At 40.9% G+C, this 19,099-nt stretch carries 16 protein-coding genes and 1 other RNA gene; 11 read left to right on the top strand and 6 right to left on the bottom strand.

All coding sequences use genetic code 11. The features are described from left to right. Positions 1-298 precede the first annotated feature (298 nt). Together CHX27_RS07890 and CHX27_RS07895 are read right to left on the bottom strand one after the other, a co-directional pair. Positions 299-1,471 carry a GlmU family protein gene (locus CHX27_RS07890; protein ID WP_094486222.1) on the bottom strand — a complete coding sequence of 391 codons (1,173 nt, stop codon included), beginning with the start codon at positions 1,469-1,471 and terminating at the stop codon, positions 299-301. Positions 1,472-1,570: 99 nt separating this feature from the next. Then, positions 1,571-1,822: a type B 50S ribosomal protein L31 gene (locus CHX27_RS07895; RefSeq protein ID WP_094486266.1), complete on the bottom strand. Its 252-nt coding sequence runs from the start codon at positions 1,820-1,822 to the stop codon at positions 1,571-1,573. A gap of 150 nt (positions 1,823-1,972) precedes the next feature. Here CHX27_RS07895 and CHX27_RS07900 point away from each other — a divergent pair, with 150 nt between their 5' ends. The 6 genes from CHX27_RS07900 to CHX27_RS07925 all read left to right on the top strand — a co-directional run bounded on the left by CHX27_RS07900 (position 1,973) and on the right by CHX27_RS07925 (position 8,661). After that, the gene (locus CHX27_RS07900) at positions 1,973-2,557 is read left to right on the top strand and encodes a DUF4199 family protein (RefSeq protein ID WP_094486223.1); all 585 of its coding nucleotides are present in this window, start codon (positions 1,973-1,975) and stop codon (positions 2,555-2,557) included. A gap of 4 nt (positions 2,558-2,561) precedes the next feature. After that, the gene (locus tag CHX27_RS07905) at positions 2,562-3,515 is read left to right on the top strand and encodes a glycosyltransferase family 2 protein (protein WP_094486224.1); all 954 of its coding nucleotides are present in this window, start codon (positions 2,562-2,564) and stop codon (positions 3,513-3,515) included. A 10-nt stretch (positions 3,516-3,525) separates the two neighbouring features. Then, a complete protein-coding gene (locus CHX27_RS07910; RefSeq protein WP_394335691.1) occupies positions 3,526-5,253 on the top strand; it encodes a phospho-sugar mutase in 1,728 nt (575 codons plus the stop codon). Further along, positions 5,253-7,082 (top strand): ABC transporter ATP-binding protein, encoded by a 1,830-nt coding sequence (locus tag CHX27_RS07915; RefSeq protein WP_094486226.1) that lies wholly within the window; start codon positions 5,253-5,255, stop codon positions 7,080-7,082. Before CHX27_RS07910 ends, CHX27_RS07915 begins: the two co-directional genes overlap by 1 nt. Before the next feature lie 34 nt (positions 7,083-7,116). Beyond that, positions 7,117-7,818 carry a hypothetical protein gene (locus CHX27_RS07920; RefSeq protein ID WP_094486227.1) on the top strand — a complete coding sequence of 234 codons (702 nt, stop codon included), beginning with the start codon at positions 7,117-7,119 and terminating at the stop codon, positions 7,816-7,818. A 75-nt stretch (positions 7,819-7,893) separates the two neighbouring features. Then, the gene (locus tag CHX27_RS07925) at positions 7,894-8,661 is read left to right on the top strand and encodes a DUF3667 domain-containing protein (protein ID WP_094486228.1); all 768 of its coding nucleotides are present in this window, start codon (positions 7,894-7,896) and stop codon (positions 8,659-8,661) included. On the opposite strand, the gene CHX27_RS07930 is transcribed toward CHX27_RS07925, so the two are convergent. Genes CHX27_RS07930 through CHX27_RS07940 form a run of 3 tightly spaced genes read right to left on the bottom strand, consistent with a single transcriptional unit; the run spans position 8,662 to position 13,634 of the window. Next, positions 8,662-9,390: a hypothetical protein gene (locus tag CHX27_RS07930; protein ID WP_094486229.1), complete on the bottom strand. Its 729-nt coding sequence runs from the start codon at positions 9,388-9,390 to the stop codon at positions 8,662-8,664. It lies immediately after the preceding gene. A 43-nt stretch (positions 9,391-9,433) separates the two neighbouring features. Further along, positions 9,434-11,923 (bottom strand): TonB-dependent receptor, encoded by a 2,490-nt coding sequence (locus CHX27_RS07935; protein ID WP_243388973.1) that lies wholly within the window; start codon positions 11,921-11,923, stop codon positions 9,434-9,436. Between the two features lie 10 nt (positions 11,924-11,933). Continuing rightward, positions 11,934-13,634 carry a M23 family metallopeptidase gene (locus CHX27_RS07940; RefSeq protein WP_094486230.1) on the bottom strand — a complete coding sequence of 567 codons (1,701 nt, stop codon included), beginning with the start codon at positions 13,632-13,634 and terminating at the stop codon, positions 11,934-11,936. 149 nt (positions 13,635-13,783) lie between these two features. Here CHX27_RS07940 and CHX27_RS07945 point away from each other — a divergent pair, with 149 nt between their 5' ends. The 5 genes from CHX27_RS07945 (at position 13,784) to CHX27_RS07970 (ending at position 16,859) form a co-directional block, all read left to right on the top strand. After that, positions 13,784-14,074, top strand: a complete 291-nt coding sequence (locus CHX27_RS07945; RefSeq protein ID WP_094486231.1) for a hypothetical protein — start codon at positions 13,784-13,786, stop codon at positions 14,072-14,074. Beyond that, positions 14,075-14,368, top strand: a complete 294-nt coding sequence (locus CHX27_RS07950) for a cell division protein ZapA (RefSeq protein WP_094486232.1) — start codon at positions 14,075-14,077, stop codon at positions 14,366-14,368. A gap of 48 nt (positions 14,369-14,416) precedes the next feature. Beyond that, a non-coding RNA gene (gene ssrS, locus CHX27_RS07955) (6S RNA) lies at positions 14,417-14,524 on the top strand. Between the two features lie 44 nt (positions 14,525-14,568). Continuing rightward, positions 14,569-16,128, top strand: a complete 1,560-nt coding sequence (gene rny / locus CHX27_RS07960; protein ID WP_094486233.1) for a ribonuclease Y — start codon at positions 14,569-14,571, stop codon at positions 16,126-16,128. A gap of 497 nt (positions 16,129-16,625) precedes the next feature. Beyond that, positions 16,626-16,859 carry a hypothetical protein gene (locus CHX27_RS07970; protein ID WP_094486235.1) on the top strand — a complete coding sequence of 78 codons (234 nt, stop codon included), beginning with the start codon at positions 16,626-16,628 and terminating at the stop codon, positions 16,857-16,859. A gap of 1 nt (position 16,860) precedes the next feature. Here the strand turns inward: CHX27_RS07970 and recQ are convergent, their stop codons facing one another. Beyond that, positions 16,861-19,056 (bottom strand): DNA helicase RecQ, encoded by a 2,196-nt coding sequence (gene recQ, locus CHX27_RS07975; RefSeq protein WP_094486236.1) that lies wholly within the window; start codon positions 19,054-19,056, stop codon positions 16,861-16,863. Between the last annotated feature and the right edge of the window lie 43 nt (positions 19,057-19,099).

Below are 19,099 nucleotides of genomic sequence, written 5' to 3' on the forward strand. Positions count from 1 at the left end.
AATCTTTTAATCTTTTAATCTTTTAATCTTTTAATCTTTTAATCTCGAAATCTTTAAATCTCAAAATCTCCGACCCCACTCTTCCGCGTTAAGGATGGCAGCGGAAATCGTGTTTTGCGCTTCCGCTAAAGGCGCAAAATACCCCGGTAGCTTTCGGGGCAGCGAACAGCCTGACGGCGCGTGAACTTTTGTTTTTGACGCACTATTTTTGCGCCGGAACGCCCAAATTAAAATACTTCCACAAAAAAAGCCGCTTCAAAACGAAACGGCTTTTCTAGATTTTTTATCTGCTTTAGGTTTATCCTCTAAACTTGGCTTCCAGTTCATAAACGTGCTCTAAAATTTTAGCATCTTCATCGCTAAAGCTTACGTGGCGGCGCGACATCACAATTTTTGCAGTCTCAAAAGCTTTTTTGGTGAGATACGTTGTAAAACCAGCGGCTCCGCCCCACGAAAAGCCCGGAACGAAATTTCTCGGAAAGCCAGCTCCAAAAATATTGGCCGAAACGCCTACAACGGTGCCGGTGTTAAACATGGTATTGATTCCACATTTGCTGTGATCGCCCATCATTAATCCACAAAATTGCAAGCCTGTTTTTTCAAAACGCTCGGTTTCGTAGCTCCACAACTTTACTTCTTCGTAGTTATTTTTCAAGTTCGAGTTGTTTGTATCGGCACCTAGATTGCACCATTCGCCGAGTACCGAATTTCCGAGAAAACCGTCGTGACCTTTATTGGAATACGCGAAAAGAACCGAGTTTGAAATCTCTCCTCCCACTCGGCAATGCGGACCAACAGTTGTTCCGCCGTAGATTTTCGCACCCAATTTCACCACCGCCTGCTCGCACAATGCAAACGGCCCACGAATGATGCTTCCTTCCATAATCTCGGTGTCTTTGCCGATGTAAATAGGGCCGCCAGCTGCATTTAACGTCACAAACTCCAATTTCGCACCTTCTTCTATAAAAATATTTTCGGACGCTATGGTTTGAACCGATTTTGGAATGGGTTGTGAAGTGCGATCGGAAGTTAGCAAGTCGAAATCGTCGCGAATTGCAGCGTCGTTTTTAGAAAATATGTCATATGGCTTTTGAATGGTTACTACATCTTCGGGTACTTCGAGAATTTCGTACAAGTCGAAATCAATTTCCTCTTGAACCGAGGTCGTAAAAAAGGCAATAATTTCTCCATCTTTAGCGATAGCCTGATTGGCTTCGAGGTTTTGAACCATTTCTACGAGCACATTACTGGGCAGTACAGACGCATCAATCATGATGTTTTCGTCGAGTTCGACCATTGGGAATTTCTCGGAAAGATATTCTTCGGTGAGCGTTGTAATCGTGTTTCCGAGATGGCGTTCCCATTTTTCGCGAATGGTTAAAATACCTATGCGGATATCGGCAACAGGTCGGGTAAACGTAAAAGGTAGTAAGGCATTTCGGTGCGGACCGTCGTAAAGGATGTAATTCATGGTTTCAAAAGAATGATGCTAAAGGTACGAAGCTCCTTGAAAATGCAGGCAAAAAAAAACCTCCCGAATTTCGAGAGGCTTATAGGATAGCAAAACAGCTTATTTAATGTGCTTCGCGTATTTGTTTTTGAATTTGTCGATACGACCAGCAGTATCGATAAGTTTAGATTTACCTGTGTAAAAAGGGTGAGAAGATCTAGAGATTTCCATCTTTACAACTGGATACTCAACACCTTCGTAAACGATGGTTTCTCTGGTTTCAGCTGTTGATTTAGTGATGTACACTTCTTCGTTAGACATGTCTTTAAAAGCGACTAATCTGTAGTTTTCCGGGTGGATTCCTTTTTTCATGGTTTTTCTATTTGTGTCGTACTTTAGGTTGATGCTTTCGAAATCGAAAGGTATTCCGCCGGTTCCGACTTTTATAATCAGTTCAAATTTGAGAGCGCAAATGTACAACTATATTTAAATCAGAAAAATAATTACACGAATAAAGTTGCAATGAATTTTATAAATTTAAGCACATCTTACTTTTACTATCTTTACGACCGTAAATTTCTTGATTTGAACACGCGAAACATACTTGCCTTAGGATATGGCCTGGCCGGAGCTGCGGTATATATTGTATTGCAAAGCTATTTGTACTTTGTAAATCCTCATTTAGCTACGAACTTATGGTTTGGATTGGCACTTTTTGCGCTACTTATCCTTTTCCCGGGTTTAGCCTCCTATCGCTACCGTAAACTCTTGCGCTACATTTCGTTTAAAGAAGCATTTGGCACCTTCTTTTTGTCTTTATTGGTTATGATTCTGCTTATTTTTGCATACAACACCTTAGTTTTAAACGTATTGTACTCAGAAGAACAGCTGCTGTATCTTAAAAACTTGCAAACCGATTTTAACATCAGCATCATGGAACAAAGCAATGCAAAAGCTGCCGATATCGAAGAAGCCAGGAAACTTTCTAACGAAATGGATCCAGCGGCCGTTAGCGGTTTGTTCCGTCAATCGCTTATCAAACTTTTACTAATGAGTATCATTGGCATGCTATTTTCGCTGTTAATGAAAAACAAAGCTACTGCTTAACTAAATGAATATCAGCGTCGTCATACCTTTATTAAACGAGCAAGAGTCGCTTCCTGAATTGCACACTTGGATAACCAAAGTAATGCAAGCGAACGGATACACCTACGAAATTCTGTTCATTGACGATGGCAGTACCGACCAATCGTGGAAAATCATTTCAGAGTTAGCCGCTGCCGATACGCACGTACACGGTTTGCGATTTCTGACCAATTACGGCAAATCGCAAGCCTTACACGCTGGTTTTGCGGCAGCACTTGGCGATGTTGTTATTACCATGGATGCCGATTTACAAGATAATCCGGAAGAAATTCCTGCGCTTTTTCAAATGATAACCTCCGATAATTACGACCTCGTTTCAGGTTGGAAAAAGAAGCGTTTTGACGATGTAGTGACCAAGAACCTACCTTCGAAGCTCTTTAACTGGGCAGCGCGACGAACTTCCGGACTAGATCTTAACGACTTCAATTGCGGTTTAAAAGCTTACAAAAATCAAGTGGTTAAGAACATTGAAGTTAGTGGCGAAATGCACCGCTACATTCCTGTTTTAGCAAAAAATGCTGGTTTTAGAAAAATCGGTGAAAAGGTTGTGAAGCACCAAGCGCGAAAATACGGCGAGACCAAATTTGGTATGGAGCGCTTCATCAATGGTTTTCTCGACTTGATTACCATTTGGTTTTTGTCGCGATTCGGAAAACGTCCGATGCATCTTTTTGGCGCCATGGGTTCGGTGATGTTCGTTATCGGCTTTTTTGCCGCTGGTTTCATTGGAATCAACAAATTAATTCGCTTGTACAGCGATTTACCTACGATACGCGTTACCGAAAATCCGTGGTTTTACATTGCACTAACTACAATGATAATCGGAACACAACTTTTCTTAGCGGGCTTTTTGGGCGAAATTATTCTCCGTACAAAAAACAACGAACCGCGATACAAAATAGCAGAAGAAACCAACTAATTGCACTTTTATTATGATTAGTACAGAAATTTTAGCAAAAATTACAACTTGGAAGTCGGACGTTTTCGACGCTGAAACAAAGCAACAATTGCACGATCTTGAAGCGCAAGGCGAAAAAGAGCTTCTCGAAGCTTTTTACAAAGACTTGGAGTTCGGAACCGGCGGTATGCGCGGTATCATGGGCGTTGGTACCAACCGCATCAACAAGTACACTTTGGGAAAAAGCACCCAAGGTTTGTGCGATTATTTACACAGTAGTTTTCCCAATCAGTCAATTTCTGTTGCTATTGCATTCGATTGCCGTCACAACAGCGATACGTTGGCGCAAGTTGTAGCCAATGTTTTTTCGGCAAACGACATTAAGGTGTATTTGTTCGAATCGCTACGACCAACGCCGGAATTGAGTTTTGCTGTCCGAAAATTGCAATGTCAGGCAGGTATTGTGCTAACTGCATCACACAATCCGCCGGAATATAACGGATACAAAGTGTATTGGAACGACGGTGGGCAATTAGTTCCGCCGCAAGACAAAGAACTTATTGCTGTAATCGACGCATTGCACTATCAAGATATTCGTTTTAAACCTAAGCCAGAACACATCACAAAAATTGGTGCAGAAATCGACCAAGAGTTCATCAAAAGTACCATTCAAAACGCCACGATTTTACAGAAAGCAGGAGCCAGAGACGACTTGAAAATTGTTTTTACTTCGCTTCACGGAACATCGATTACAGTAGTTCCAGAAACTTTAAAACAAGCAGGATATTCGCAAGTGCATATTGTTGAAGAGCAAAAAACTCCGGACGGAAACTTCCCGACGGTTGTTTCTCCAAATCCGGAAGAACCAGAAGCTCTAACTTTAGCTTTGGCTTTAGCCGAAAAAGTAGGTGCCGATATTGTCATTGGTACCGATCCAGATTGCGACCGTTTAGGCGTGGCTGTTCGCAACAACGAGGGCAAAATGGAATTATTGAACGGAAATCAATTAATGATTTTACTAACTGCACTTTTGTTGGAAAAATGGCAGTCGGAAAAACGCCTTAATGGAAAACAATTTGTTGGAAGTACCATTGTTTCTACACCAATGATGCACGCTTTAGCAGAATCCTACGAAGTACGCTGTATGGTTGGATTAACCGGTTTCAAGTGGATTGCAAAAATGATTAAGGATCATCCTGAACTCGAATTTATCGGCGGTGGAGAAGAAAGCTTTGGTTATATGGTTGGCGATAATGTACGTGATAAAGATGCGGTTGCGTCTACTTTACTTGCTTGTGAGCTAGCAGCTTACGCAAAAGCAAGTGGCAGTTCAGTGTACAATGAGCTACAAAATTTGTATTTAGACCTTGGTTATTTTCACGAAACGTTAATCAGCTTAACCAAAAAAGGTATCGATGGTTTGGCAGAAATACAAGCGATGATGGCAGGATTCCGAAACGATCCGCCGCGCTCTGTTGCTGGTCAAGAAGTTATCATGATCGAAGATTATCAGACTTCGAAAAGTTTCGACTTCACCGTAAATCGGGAAGAGGAACTGGACTTACCAAAATCAGACGTACTCATTTTCTATTTGGCCGATGGATCGAAAATTGCGATGCGACCAAGCGGAACGGAACCCAAAATCAAATTCTACGTAAGTGTTACCGAATCGGTAGAAACTCTTGAAGAATTACAAGCCGCAAAAGTGGAATGTAAAGAGCACGTAGCAGCTATCGTTGCCGATTTAAAACTTAACTAATGAGCAATTTTAAGAGGCTTTTGCCTTATGCGTTGCCGTACAAGCGGTTTGCTTTTCTGAATATCTTTTTCAATGTGCTGTACGCTTTATTCAGCACCTTGTCTTTTGTGGCACTCATTCCTATGCTACAGGTTTTGTTTGATCAAACCAAACAACTCCGAGAAAAACCTGTTTACACCAGCATCTACGAATTAAAGTCGTATTTGCAGGACAGCTTGAGTTACTACATTACACACACAACCGACACCTACGGCGAAGAACGCACGTTAGCAGTAATGATTACCGGGATAATCAGTATCTTTTTATTGAAAAATCTAGCTGACTATTTCGCGATGTTTTTCATCACTTTTTTGAGAAACGGGCTGCTTCAGGATATTCGAAATGCGATGTACGAGAAAATCGTTGAGTTGCCACTCTCGTATTTCTCTGAAAAGCGAAAAGGAGATGTTATTGCCCGTATTTCGAACGATGTAAACGAAGTTCAAAATTCATATTTGATTATTTTAGAAATGGCTGTAAAAGAACCTCTTACAATCATTTTTACTATTTTGATGATGTTTGGAATCAGTGTGAAATTAACGCTTTTTGTTTTCATTTTTATTCCCATTTCGGGCTATGTGATCAGTCTTATCGGAAAGCAATTAAAAAAGCAATCGAGTCGGGCACAAGTTGAACAAGGCGTTTTTCTTTCTACAATCGAAGAAACTTTAGGCGGTTTGAAAGTAGTGAAGAGCTTTAATGCCGAAAAACGATTTATCAACACCTTTAAAAAATCGACCAGTAAATTTTTTCATTTATCTAACGCAATTTCGCACCGTCAGAATTTAGCATCTCCTGTGAGTGAATTTATGGGAATTGTAACCATTGCCGTGTTATTGTGGTACGGCGGGCACATGGTGTTGATTGAGCAATCGCTGCAAGGCGCGCAATTTATTGCCTACATGGGTTTGGCATACAATATTTTAACGCCAGCTAAAGCCATTTCGAAAGCGAGCTACGCAGTAAAACGCGGAAATGCAGCCGCCGATCGAATTTTAGATATCTTGGAAACCGAAAATCCGATTGTCGATGAAAAAGACAGCGTAGTAAAAACGAGTTTTGAAACTTCGGTTCGATTAGAGAAAGTTACTTTTGCTTACGAAGATGAAGCCGTTTTAAAGAACTTTTCGCTCGAAATCCAGAAAGGAAAAACCGTTGCCTTAGTTGGACAAAGTGGTTCGGGCAAATCGACGATTGCCAATTTACTCACACGTTTTTACGACGTGCAACAAGGTAGCATTGCCATAGACGGAACCCCCATTAAGAATATGACTTTGGAGTCGTTGCGAAACTTAGTTGGCATGGTTACCCAAGACAGTATATTGTTTAACGCAAGTATTCGCGAAAATTTACTATTGGGTAAACCCGACGCCACCGACGACGAATTGCAAGCCGCTTTGGATATTGCAAACGCTACCGAATTCATACGACTTCTGCCCAACGGTATTGAAACCAATATTGGCGATAGCGGAAATAAATTATCGGGTGGACAGAAACAGCGGTTATCGATTGCACGAGCAGTTTTGAAGAATCCACCGATTATGATTTTGGATGAAGCAACCTCAGCTTTAGATACCGAAAGCGAAAAATTCGTGCAAGTGGCTTTGGAAAATATGATGCAAAACCGAACGTCGGTGGTAATTGCACACCGTTTGTCGACCATTCAAAATGCCGATTTGATTGTAGTTTTGAATCAGGGTGAAATTGTAGAACAAGGCACGCACGACAGTTTACTTGCAGAAAAAGGAACGTATTTTAAGTTAGTGAATATGCAATCGTTTGAACGATAAGACATAACTTTAGCAATCAATAAATGGTTTATTCATGTTTGTTGAAAATGCTGAAATTGCGCTGACATCCGATCCAAATATGATTATTTGGAAATACCTCGATTTATCCAAATTCGTTGACTTGCTGCTGTACAGAAAGTTGTTTATGTCGCGTTCGGATAAATTCGAAGACCAATACGAAGGTACTTTCAGCGAACCGACCTACGAAGAAATTAAAAAACTAGCCGAATACAAACCCGGATTTCTCGATTACTACAAAGCGCAGCGCAAAAAAGTGGTGATTAGTAGTTGGCACATAAACGAATACGAATCGTTTGCCATGTGGCAAATTTTCACACAACGCAACGAAGGTTTAGCCATCCAAACTACATTAGGACGCTTACAGCAAGCACTTGCTGCAAACGAAGAATATGTGCAACACATCGGAGAAGTTAATTACATCGACTACAAAAAGGAGCACATCCCGTTTGAGAATCCTTATTTTCCATTCTTATTTAAGCGAAAAAGCTTTCAATACGAGCGCGAAATCCGTGTGATTACTGATGTTTCGCCTTATGGTTTGGAAATCGACAACGGATTGAAAATTGAAATCGATATTGAAACCTTGATCGACTGCATTTACATTCATCCCAAGTCCGAAAATTGGTACAAGAATTTGGTTATTGAACTGGTTCGTCGTTTGGGATTTGATTTCCGTGTGGAAAAATCAGATTTGGAAAGTGATATTTTGATTTAGATTTCTTTAACTTTTTTAAAAAATCGAGTACATTCACAAGCGAATTTACGAGTGTAAACCTCAAACCAATCAACTATGGAAGCTGCGCTAACTTGCAAGAATTGTGAAAGCGAAACCTCGGGAAAATACTGCTCAAACTGCGGACAAAAAACAGCAACAGTTCGACTTGATCGAAAGTACCTAATCGACGAAATGAAATACACATTTCTTCACTTAAACAAAGGATTAACTTTTACTGTTAAAGAACTTTTTACTCGACCCGGGCACACTGTTAGGGAGTTTTTGGAAGGAAAACGAATAAACCACTACAAACCCGTTTTATTAGTATTTGTTTTAGGTGGTATTGCCGGCTTAACCATGCATTATTTTGATTACGTAGAGCAAAATTTAACAATAGTTGGCGGCTCCAAAAAACAAGTAAACAGTGTAAAATCGGCTATTCAATGGATGATCGATCATTACGCCCTTTTTAATATTTTACTGATTCCGATTTTTGCCTTTTGTTCTTGGCTTTCCTTCAAAAAATACGGATACAATTACATTGAAAACATAGTAATTAACTGTTTTATTGGTGCTCAAATATTGGTCTACACCATCGTATTAACTCCAATTAAATACGCACTAATTATAAATGGCGTATCGCCCTTACTTGCTACGCTGCTTGATTTTCCATCGTATTTTTTACCCGCTTGGTTGTACGTTCAATTGTATAACAAACAAGAACTTGGCTTTGTGATTTTAAGAATGTTATTACTACTGTTCTTATTCTTTGTGGTTTTTGTGATTTTAACCTTAGCCATCTCTCTTATCGGATATTTTGGCGGATTTATCACGGCGAAGTAACTACTGTATCTTGTAGTTTTTTACGTCGGCAGCTTTTCCTGGGAGTTTCAGCGAATTGTAGTGAATTTTATCTTCAACATCGAATTTGCCGTTTTTGTTAGAATCTTCTGCGGTTCTAAAATAGATGGTATTTGTTTCCTCAATAAGTTTCCAATCGATTAATTCGTGAAACGGAGCGGTGAGTTTCTCGAAATTAGAACCATCTGTATTACTGATATACAGAGCTTTAATATCTTTTTCATTTAACTGACCGTCGCGGTTGGTATCTTCATCTTCCAAAGTGTAAACCAAAAATTGTTGTTTGGTTTTATCGGCAACCGACTTTAGAAAAGTGGCCGTTTGTATGTAAACCGGTTTTTCGCTGAGCGGATAAATACTGTCTTGACCTACCTTTTGAAACTTCAAATTACTGAGCATACCCGTAATCTCAAAATCTCTGTAATTAGAAATATTGCTCGGAGCGTTAGATCCAACTTCGCCAGAATAAGTATTTGAAGATTTATAATCACTACGCAAACTCAATTTTCCGACCGGATGAATCAAGTATTGCGTACCGGGAATGTGTACCGGTAGGTCGGCAACTTCAATAGATACGGTATCTACTTTCGGAGCTTCCGAACCTTTTTGCGTACTCGCATCGTAAATGACCTTTGGCGTCTCTTCTTCTTTTTTACAGGAAAGAACGACAGTCGCCGCTAAGGCAAACAAAAAAAATGCTCTACGTTTCATACAAAGGCTTTTATCAAAAATACGAGAATATTTCGATGTCTGCCTATATCCGAGCTGTAAATTTCAAGTTAAAAACTCGTGTCGTCAGGTAGTTCGGAACACCAAACTGCCGACTTGTAAAAGTATCTCGAACCCAAGTATTGGTGATTGAGTTTTGGTTGTTGAATAAATTAAAAATCTCTAAACCAGCAGATAAATCTTTGAATCGCTTCAACCAATGTCCATCCGGACGATTTTGATTGCCTTCCGTAAACACATACGAAAAACCAACGTCGGCACGACGGTAATCGTTTAAGCGGTTTTGAAACACGTATGGATCTGCATACGACGGACTTCCACCCGGCAATCCCGTGCTATATACCAAATTGATATACACTTTTACGTTGGGAATTTTTTCCATATAATCCTGAAACAGAATTCCGAACTTCAATCGTTGATCGGTCGGACGTGCAATAAATCCACGGTTATCAATATTTTCCTCTGTTTTCAAGTAGCCAAACGTAAACCAGCTTTCGGTACCGGGAACAAATTCTCCGTTCAAACGCATATCGAAACCTTTAGCATAGGCTTCAGCATTATTGTTTGCGGCATAGCGAATACGAACGTTATCAACTGTAAACGTATTCACATCCGAAATCCATTTATAAAATACTTCGGAAGTTAGTCGGAATGGTCGTTGCCACATTTTAAAGCTATAATCGTGACTGGCCACCAAATGGATGGATTCTTGTGCTTTAACGTCGGGATTTACCTGACCGTTTGGTGCACGCATTTCGCGATAAAAAGGTGGTTGGTGGTAAAAACCTCCTGAAAGTCGAAACAACATATCGCGTTTCCAAGCGGGTTTAAAGGAAAACTGGGCACGTGGACTAACCGTTTGCTGTGTTGACGAACTAATGTTTTCTCCAGAAACGCTCCATTGGTGAAAACGTGCTCCTATATTAAACGTAACGTCGGTACTTCCCCACTTCATGCGATTACCGTATTGAAGATACCCCGAATACCGATCTACTTGAACGAAATTGGTAGCTCGTACACTTTGAAATGGCACTAAAGGACCTTCAAAACTGGTGTACGGTTGGTCGTTGCGAATTATATCTAAATTCGGCGGGGCCATCGAAAAACCTGCGGAATCAATCACCTCGTATTCCACTAAACGATCTCGAAAATCTTCTCGTGTGTACTTAATTCCAAAGTCAAAAAGGTGCTTGTTTGTTTTGCTCTCTCTGTCGAGAATTCGATAAGTCGCTTTTGTTTCGAAGTTAACAATCAAACCATCTAAATCGTTGCGCGCATGTGTTAATTGGTTTCCGATACGTGTTACATATTCTACTTCTCCTAAGTTGTTGCTTCCGATATTTGTGTTCACGTCGCCGTAAGCGTATCCCGCCAAAATGTCGAAATACTCTTGTTCTACAGCATGATACGCCGAAGCAATGAAGCGGAAATTCAGATTTTCTGTAGGCTTGAAAATCGATTTAAAGGCGCCAAATGTAGTATTGTATTGCACATTTTCATTTCCTTCATAGTCGATTACAAGAGCAATCGGATCGTCGATGGTTCCGAAGTTGGTTTGCCTGAAAATTGGTTCGTTTCGGTACTGGTTTTGGGCAATATTTCCGAGAAAGCTGTGTTCCCATTTTGAAGACGGACGAAAAACAACATACGTTTGAACATCCGCAAAAGTCGGACGGAAGTTGGTTTCAGTTTCCTGGGAATTCACGAACAAACTGTTGTCGCGATACCGCACTCCTGTTAAAACCGACCATTTTTGATTCGGAGAAACAGCTTCAACCGAAGCACTTCCACCTAAAAAACTACCTTCTGCGGAAGCGCCAAATTTCGTTGGAGTACGATAGGTAATATCCAGCACCGACGACATTTTATCCCCGTATTTGCTTTGGAAACCTCCGGCGTAAAACTCAACATTTTGTACCATGTCGCTATTTGTAAACGACAAGCCTTCTTGCTGGCCAGAGCGAACCAGGAACGGTCGATACACCTCAATCTCATTCACATAAACCAAATTCTCGTCGTAACTACCACCACGTACGGAATACTGTGTGCTTAATTCGTTATTCGAGGAAACGCTACCAAACGATTTTATGATGTTTTCGACACCGGCATTTGCACCTGGAATTTTGCGAATAACTACCGGATCAATGGCAATGGCGCCTTCGAGTCGTTTTCGAGATCTCGAATTCAGAACTACTTCCGACAGCTGTTCTTCGTCGGATTTTAAAACCGGATTAAACTCAAAAACCTCATTGGGGCTTAACTTTACTTTTATCTGATATGGTTTTTTGGTAATGTGCGTAAATCGGACTGTAATTTCCTGATTCGCGGGTATTTTCAACAAATAATAGCCGTTGGAATTTGAAGTTGTTTTGTCGGTGTCAGCAACAACGGTCACTCCTTCTATCGGCTCATTATTGTCATTGAGAATAATACCTTGAATGCGTGCTGTTTGTGAATAAACTTGTGCTGTAAAAAACAGTAAAAAAGCTATAGTTAATCTTTGAAAAGTTGTCAATGGTACCCGTTTAATTTATTTTCCTATGGAAGAATGTTTCAAATATAGCAGAATTTCCGAGCTCATCGGTAACAATTACGCGCAAGTCGTTCTTACCGTCAACTAATTGAGAGTCGTCAATGAAGTAAGTCAGCGACTTGTCTTTGGGTTCATATTCAAACAAGACCCACTTTCCATTGATATATCCTTCGTATTTTGAAATTCCGCTTCCGTTATCTGAAACGATAAAAATTATGGTTTGTTGTTTAGAAATCCATTTTCCTTCTTTGATGTTGAACGCTTTTATGTTTGGAGCGGTGGTATCCAAACCAATGCGGAACTGTCCTAAATTTCGCGTGTAAGCAATTAACTTATTGTTTTGCTTTTTGGTGGGAATGAATTTTAAGCGATTCCCGTCGACAGAACCAATAAAACTTTTTTCAAAAATTTCGGGAGTCAAATGATCGGCTTCGTATGAAATGGTAACGTTTTGATGTGCCGGAACGTCATCTGCTGCAAATTCAAGTTCGTCATCTGTAGCTTTAAAGAGTATTGGAAAGTTGGCGTAGAATGTGAGTGGTTTTACCGAAACTGTAAATCTACCTTCTTCATACAAATTTTCGATGTCGTATTTTAGGATTGGAAGCTCGGTCTTTGGCTTTGCTGTTGCTATCACTTCTTTAGGATCGTAGGTAATCGGAATATCTACTGCCGTTTTATTTCCTGCGTAATCGGCAACTTCGATGCGATAGGTGGCAGCAAGATTTGTCTGTACATCAACTATTCCAGCCTGAATATCGGTTTGAAGATTGCGCAAAGGATACGGCAGATTCATAAACAATCTTTGATAACGCACACCTGTTTTTTTGAGTCGCGAATAATCGATGTACGCGTTAATGTATCTCACTTCATCGAAAGAGAACTTATCAGCGGTAAACATAAAGTTCCGATTGCCGTTTACACACGTTTCAATGGTGTAGGGACCGTTTTTACCGTAAGCGTAGTCGAAAGCATCGGTAGCCGAGATTGAAAAACCAATTTTTCCTTTCGCTTTTATGGGATCGGCGATGTAATTTCCGTTTTCTTGCAAACTCAAATTCACGCTAATCGCCTCGCGTGTTCCATTAACACAAGCGTTTTCACTCACGGGATGCACCAAAATACTTGAAATAGCCGGACGCTTGGTATCGGCTATAAGTTTATCAAATCCGAAAAAAAGTGGATTCACGCTCAATTCGGAAACCGTTTCACGAATTTCGAAATGCAAATGCGGACCCGACGAACTTCCCGAATTACCCGAAAAAGCAATTTGCTGGCCTCGCGTAACGGGCAATTCATTAGGTTTTGGGAATAACTCAATTTCAAATAATTGCGCTTGATACTGCGCTTGTTTCACATAGGCGGCAATAGCAGAGTCGAACTTTTGAAGATGTGCGTAAACCGTAGTATATCCGTTGGGATGATCAACGTAAATGGTTTTGCCGTTTCCAGTCGTAGAAACTTTTATTCGCGACACGTATCCTTCCGCGCAAGCGTAAATGGGCAAACCTTCCTTTTGCTGTGTTCGAAAATCGATTCCGGTATGAAAATGATTGTTTCGAAGTTCGCCGAAAGAACCCGAAAGTTGAAGAGGAATTCCGAGTGGCGATTGGAAATAATCCTTTGGATATGCGGATTGTGCAACTATTTGCAAAGAAAAAAAGAGGCAGAAAAGTGCTAATAATTTATTCATAACTGGCGTATAGGTACAAAGTTGCATAAACAGATTGAATTGCTGTTACGGAAAAACCGTAAAAATAACGTTATTCAAAAGTCAACAAATATATTGCCACAACGAAAACTAATTTTAACTTTGTGAAATAAGTAAGGAACGGAGCATTTATGAGTGAAATAGCTGCCATAGTAACGACGCTTGAGAATCGGATGAACGCGTTATTGGCTCGTTTGCAGCAGGTTGAGCTACATAACAGTCAGTTAACAACGGCGTTAACCGACTCAAAAGCACGAGAAGAGCAGTTAAATTTGAAGATTCAAGAACTTGCACAGGCGCTAGAAGCTCAGAAAATGGCCAATTCTTTACTTGGCAGTGACGAATATAAAAGAGATACGAAGCTTAAAATAAATTCATTAATTCGAGAAATTGACTATTGCATAGCGCAATTAGCAGACTAGATGGACGACAAATTAAAGATCAAAATATCAATTGCAGACCGAGTTTATCCGCTCACTGTAGATTTTTCGCAAGAGGAAGCGTTGCGACTTGCCTCGAAGAAAATTGATGCCATGATCAAGCAATTTGAAGAAAACTATGCCGTTAGAGACAAGCAAGATGTTTTGGCCATGTGCGCCTTACAATTTGCCTCTCAGTTGGAGCAACAGCAAATCGATAAGCAAAACATCGATGTACAAACGCTCGAAAAACTCAAGAATATGAATGCTATTTTAGGACAAGTGCTCGAAAAATAACGTTCTTAACATACATCGATACTGCCTGCATTAATTCATTATTGGTAAACTCAACACTAACAATTTAGAATGAGCAAATCGGTATTACTACAGCATGCTGCCTTTGTCGCAGATCCTGGAACAATACGCTAGCTCAAAACTTGTCTTTACGAGTTTATTCACAGATTAATGCAGGCTTTTTTTTAAACTTAACCCAAAATATGAACACAATTGCAATTATTGCAGCGATTATCGGAATTGTAGGCGGATTTCTAATCGCTAAATTCTTGGAAAAGAAAAACGTCTCAAACCTGATAAAGAACGCAAAAAAGGAAGCCGCATCGATCTTAAAAGATGCAGCCTTAGAAGCTGAAAACATAAAGAAAGATAAGATTCTTCAAGCGAAAGAGAAGTTTCTTGAAATGAAAGCCGAACACGAGCAAGTAATCTTATCGCGCGATAAGAAGGTTGCCGAAGTAGAAAAACGCATTCGCGACAAAGAATCGCAAGTTTCAGGTGAACTCGCTAAGGCCAAGAAAATTAACGACGATTATGAGGCTAAAACCAAAGAATTGTCGGCTAAAATCGAAGTACTCGAACGTAAACAACAAGAAGTTGATCGCATGCACAAGAGTCAGTTAGAGCAACTTGAAGTGATTTCTGGATTGTCAACCGAGGAAGCTAAAAATCAGCTTATCGAAGGATTGAAAGCAGAAGCGCGATCTAACGCTATGGCATACATTCAGGAAACGGTTGAAGAAGCGAAACTTACCGCACATCAAGAAGCGAAAAAGATTATCATCAATACCATTCAACGTGTGGGAACTGAAGAAGCCGTTGAAAACTGCGTTTCGGTATTCAACATTGAATCGGATGATGTTAAAGGTCGAATTATCGGTCGAGAAGGTAGAAACATCCGTGCGATCGAAGCCGCTACAGGTGTTGAAATTATTGTTGACGACACGCCGGAAGCTATTATTTTATCGTGTTTCGACCCCGTACGTCGGGAAATTGCACGACTTGCTTTGCACAAATTAGTTACCGACGGACGTATTCACCCGGCTCGTATCGAAGAAGTAGTTGCTAAAACAACCAAACAAATCGAGGAAGAAATTGTTGAAGTGGGTAAACGTACCGTTATTGATTTGGGAATTCACGGTTTACATCCAGAGCTGATTAAGGTGGTTGGACGTATGAAATACCGCTCGTCGTACGGACAAAACTTACTGCAACACAGTCGAGAAGTATCGAAGTTGTGTGGTTTGATGGCTGCCGAATTAGGACTTAACGTAAAACTTGCTAAACGCGCCGGATTACTCCACGATATTGGTAAAGTTCCAGAAACAGAAAGCGATTTACCACATGCCTTATTGGGTATGCAGTGGGCCGAGAAATACGGCGAAAAAGATGAAGTTTGTAATGCTATTGGTGCGCACCACGACGAAATTGAAATGAAATCGCTGCTGTCGCCCATTGTTCAAGTTTGCGATGCTATTTCAGGTGCACGACCAGGTGCACGCCGCCAAGTGCTCGATTCGTACATTCAGCGTTTGAAAGACTTAGAAGACATTGCTTACGGCTTTAACGGTGTGAAAAATGCGTATGCAATTCAAGCGGGTCGCGAATTGCGTGTAATCGTTGAAAGTGAAAAAGTTAGCGATGATCACGCTGCGAGTTTAAGTTTTGATATTTCGCAAAAAATTCAAACGGAAATGACGTATCCGGGTCAGGTAAAAATTACGGTTATTCGTGAAACACGTGCGGTAAATATCGCGAAGTAGCGAAAAGAACTGTTCAATAAGGTAACGAGATTTCGACTTTGGTTGGCATCTCGTTTTTTTTTACTTGTATTTAAGGAGAAAACGATTTTCGAACACGGATTTCGCAGCAGCGATAGGAGCGGCATCCTGCTGCGAGCGGCGTTTGCCGAGCAGCAGATACAGCGGATAGCGCGGTGCCGGCTGGAACTCAAACGCTGATGAAAACGAATTTTGCCGGCAGCTGCCCAAATAAAAACGCTACCTACAATTGTAAAATTTCCTGCTTTGAAGTAGAATTCTATAAAGATTTGCTCCTTTTTTTGGGCGGCATTTCGCGCTTTTCACTACAAGTACACAGCAAAATTCGCACATCCCTACGGCATTTTTGCGCTTCCGTTGGTCGCACAAAACTTCCAAGGGCTCTTGCTCATTTGCTTTGCGTGCTTTCCGTTTCAATCGCGGCCGCGGGCAATCGTTTCCAATGAAAATGTGTTCGCCGAAATAACTACTTTTGAACCATGGAAAAAGTGAAGCTCATTTGGGATTTTCGCGGCGCAGCAGCAGCGCAAACCGCGGTACATCACGCCAAACATTTAACGGAATTTGCCGCCGCCGAGCACGCAAAATTCTACGAGATTGGCTCAGAAAACGTTTCGGAATTTCATTCGCTAGCCTTTGTAATCGTGCAGCGCGATGAAATTTTAAAATACCGAGATATTCTAAAACCGCATCGCGCTGTATTGGCTGATTAACTTAATTTGCTACTTCGCTGATAAATTTGATGCGCATCAATCGCAATTCATCAATATCGTATTCGCCGTCGAATTCCTTTAATGCATCTTCAATGCGATCGGTTTCCGACTCCATAAAGTAATCGTGAATTTCTTCTTGCTGATCTTCGTCGAGAATGTCGTCGATCCAATACTTAATATTTAGTTTGGTTCCGGCGTACACAATTTGCTCCATTTCTTTCAGCAGGGCATCCATGGTTAAGCCTTTTGCCGAAGCGATGTCGTCGAGTGAAAGCTTGCGATCGATATTTTGAATGATGTACAATTTGTTAGCCGAATTTGCCCCGGTTGACTTCACCACCAAATCGTCTGGACGAACAATATCGTTCTCTTCCACATAACGATTAATCATTTCCACGAATTCCTTGCCGTATTTTTTGGCTTTGCCCTCGCCTACTCCATGCACATTGCTCAGTTCTTCGAGCGTTGTAGGATACTTGAGTGCCATATCTTCGAGCGACGGATCTTGAAAAACCACAAACGGCGGAACACCTGCTTTCTTGGCAACTTTCTTGCGTAAATCGCGGAGAATAGCCATCAATGCTTCGTCGGCTGTTCCTGAAGATTTACTTGCCGTTACGATCGAATCGTCTTCATTTTCATCGTATTCATGGTCTTCCGACATCATAAACGAAGTCGGATTGTCGATGTAATCCAAACCTTTTTCGGTAACCTTTAAAATTCCGTAGGTTTCAATGTCTTTCGTCAGCAAACCTTCTACCAACACTTGTCGGATGAGCGCCATCCAATAACGCTCGTCGTGTTTTTCGCCCGAACCAAAAAATGTTTGCGAATCGGTTCTGTGCGCTTTGATCACCGCATTTACTTTTCCAATCAAAGTATAAATCACTTCTTTGGCTTTGTATAGATGCTTGGTGTCGCGAACTACTTTCAGCAATTTTACAACTTGATCTTGTGCTTCTACCTTTGATTTTGGGTTGCGCACATTGTCGTCCATATCGGCGCCTTCGCCGTTTTCACTATCGAACTCTTCTCCAAAATAATGAAGCAGGAATTTTCGTCGCGACATTGAAGTTTCTGCGTAAGCAACTACTTCCTGCAGGAGCGCAAATCCGATTTCTTGTTCGGCAACAGGTTTACCCGACATGAATTTTTCGAGTTTTTCGACATCTTTATAGGAGTAGTAAGCCAAGCAATAGCCTTCGCCACCGTCGCGACCGGCACGACCCGTTTCTTGATAATAACTTTCTAAACTTTTTGGAATGTCGTGATGAATAACAAAACGCACGTCGGGTTTATCGATTCCCATACCAAAGGCAATGGTAGCCACAACAACATCAACATCTTCCATCAGGAACATATCTTGATGTTTGGCACGTGTTTTTGCATCGAGCCCGGCGTGATACGGCACAGCGCTGATGCCGTTAACTTGTAAAACTTGGGCGATGGCTTCTACTTTCTTGCGACTTAAGCAGTAAATAATTCCCGACTTTCCTTTGTATTGACGAATAAATCGGATGATATCCGCCTCGACATTTTTAGTTTTCGGACGTACATCGTAGAATAAATTCGGACGATTAAACGACGCTTTAAAAGTTTTTGCATCGGTCATATCCAAATTTTTCAAGATATCTTCTTGAACTTTTGGCGTTGCGGTTGCAGTTAACCCGATTACGGGAACTTCGCCCAACTGTTTGATGATATATCGCAAATTGCGGTATTCCGGACGGAAGTCGTGTCCCCATTCCGAAATACAGTGCGCTTCGTCTATGGCAACAAAAGAAATGGGAACAGATCGTAGAAACTGAACATATTCCTCTTTTGTAAGCGATTCGGGCGCAACATATAGGAGTTTGGTGACACCATTTGTGATGTCTTTTTTAACCTGATTGATTTCCGTTTTATTCAGCGAAGAGTTTAAAACATGAGCAACTCCTTCTTTGTCGGAAAGGCTTCGAATGGCATCGACCTGATTTTTCATCAGGGCAATTAGCGGAGAAACAACGATAGCTGTTCCTTCTAAAACAAGCGCTGGAAGCTGGTAGCAGAGCGACTTACCGCCGCCGGTTGGCATTATAACAAAAGTATTTTGATTGGCGAGAATACTCCGAATTACTTGTTCTTGAAGCCCTTTAAAGCTGTCAAAACCAAAGTGTTTCTTGAGCTCATTATGAATGTCGATTTCCTTATTATTCATGCGATAAAAAAGGGGATTTTACTTAATTTTGCAATACTAAAAG

Source organism: Flavobacterium aurantiibacter (assembly GCF_002251775.1).
GTDB classification, from domain to species: domain Bacteria; phylum Bacteroidota; class Bacteroidia; order Flavobacteriales; family Flavobacteriaceae; genus Flavobacterium; species Flavobacterium aurantiibacter.

What these genes read in the sequence shown, in the direction of transcription:
- CHX27_RS07890 (WP_094486222.1), bottom strand. Translation starts at nt 1,471, where the DNA reads ATGAATTACATCCTTTACGACGGTCCGCACCGAAATGCCTTACTACCT.
- CHX27_RS07895 (WP_094486266.1), bottom strand. Translation starts at nt 1,822, where the DNA reads ATGAAAAAAGGAATCCACCCGGAAAACTACAGATTAGTCGCTTTTAAA.
- CHX27_RS07900 (WP_094486223.1), top strand. Translation starts at nt 1,973, where the DNA reads ATGAATTTTATAAATTTAAGCACATCTTACTTTTACTATCTTTACGAC.
- CHX27_RS07905 (WP_094486224.1), top strand. Translation starts at nt 2,562, where the DNA reads ATGAATATCAGCGTCGTCATACCTTTATTAAACGAGCAAGAGTCGCTT.
- CHX27_RS07915 (WP_094486226.1), top strand. Translation starts at nt 5,253, where the DNA reads ATGAGCAATTTTAAGAGGCTTTTGCCTTATGCGTTGCCGTACAAGCGG.
- CHX27_RS07920 (WP_094486227.1), top strand. Translation starts at nt 7,117, where the DNA reads ATGTTTGTTGAAAATGCTGAAATTGCGCTGACATCCGATCCAAATATG.
- CHX27_RS07925 (WP_094486228.1), top strand. Translation starts at nt 7,894, where the DNA reads ATGGAAGCTGCGCTAACTTGCAAGAATTGTGAAAGCGAAACCTCGGGA.
- CHX27_RS07930 (WP_094486229.1), bottom strand. Translation starts at nt 9,390, where the DNA reads ATGAAACGTAGAGCATTTTTTTTGTTTGCCTTAGCGGCGACTGTCGTT.
- CHX27_RS07940 (WP_094486230.1), bottom strand. Translation starts at nt 13,634, where the DNA reads ATGAATAAATTATTAGCACTTTTCTGCCTCTTTTTTTCTTTGCAAATA.
- CHX27_RS07945 (WP_094486231.1), top strand. Translation starts at nt 13,784, where the DNA reads ATGAGTGAAATAGCTGCCATAGTAACGACGCTTGAGAATCGGATGAAC.
- CHX27_RS07950 (WP_094486232.1), top strand. Translation starts at nt 14,075, where the DNA reads ATGGACGACAAATTAAAGATCAAAATATCAATTGCAGACCGAGTTTAT.
- rny (WP_094486233.1), top strand. Translation starts at nt 14,569, where the DNA reads ATGAACACAATTGCAATTATTGCAGCGATTATCGGAATTGTAGGCGGA.
- CHX27_RS07970 (WP_094486235.1), top strand. Translation starts at nt 16,626, where the DNA reads ATGGAAAAAGTGAAGCTCATTTGGGATTTTCGCGGCGCAGCAGCAGCG.
- recQ (WP_094486236.1), bottom strand. Translation starts at nt 19,056, where the DNA reads ATGAATAATAAGGAAATCGACATTCATAATGAGCTCAAGAAACACTTT.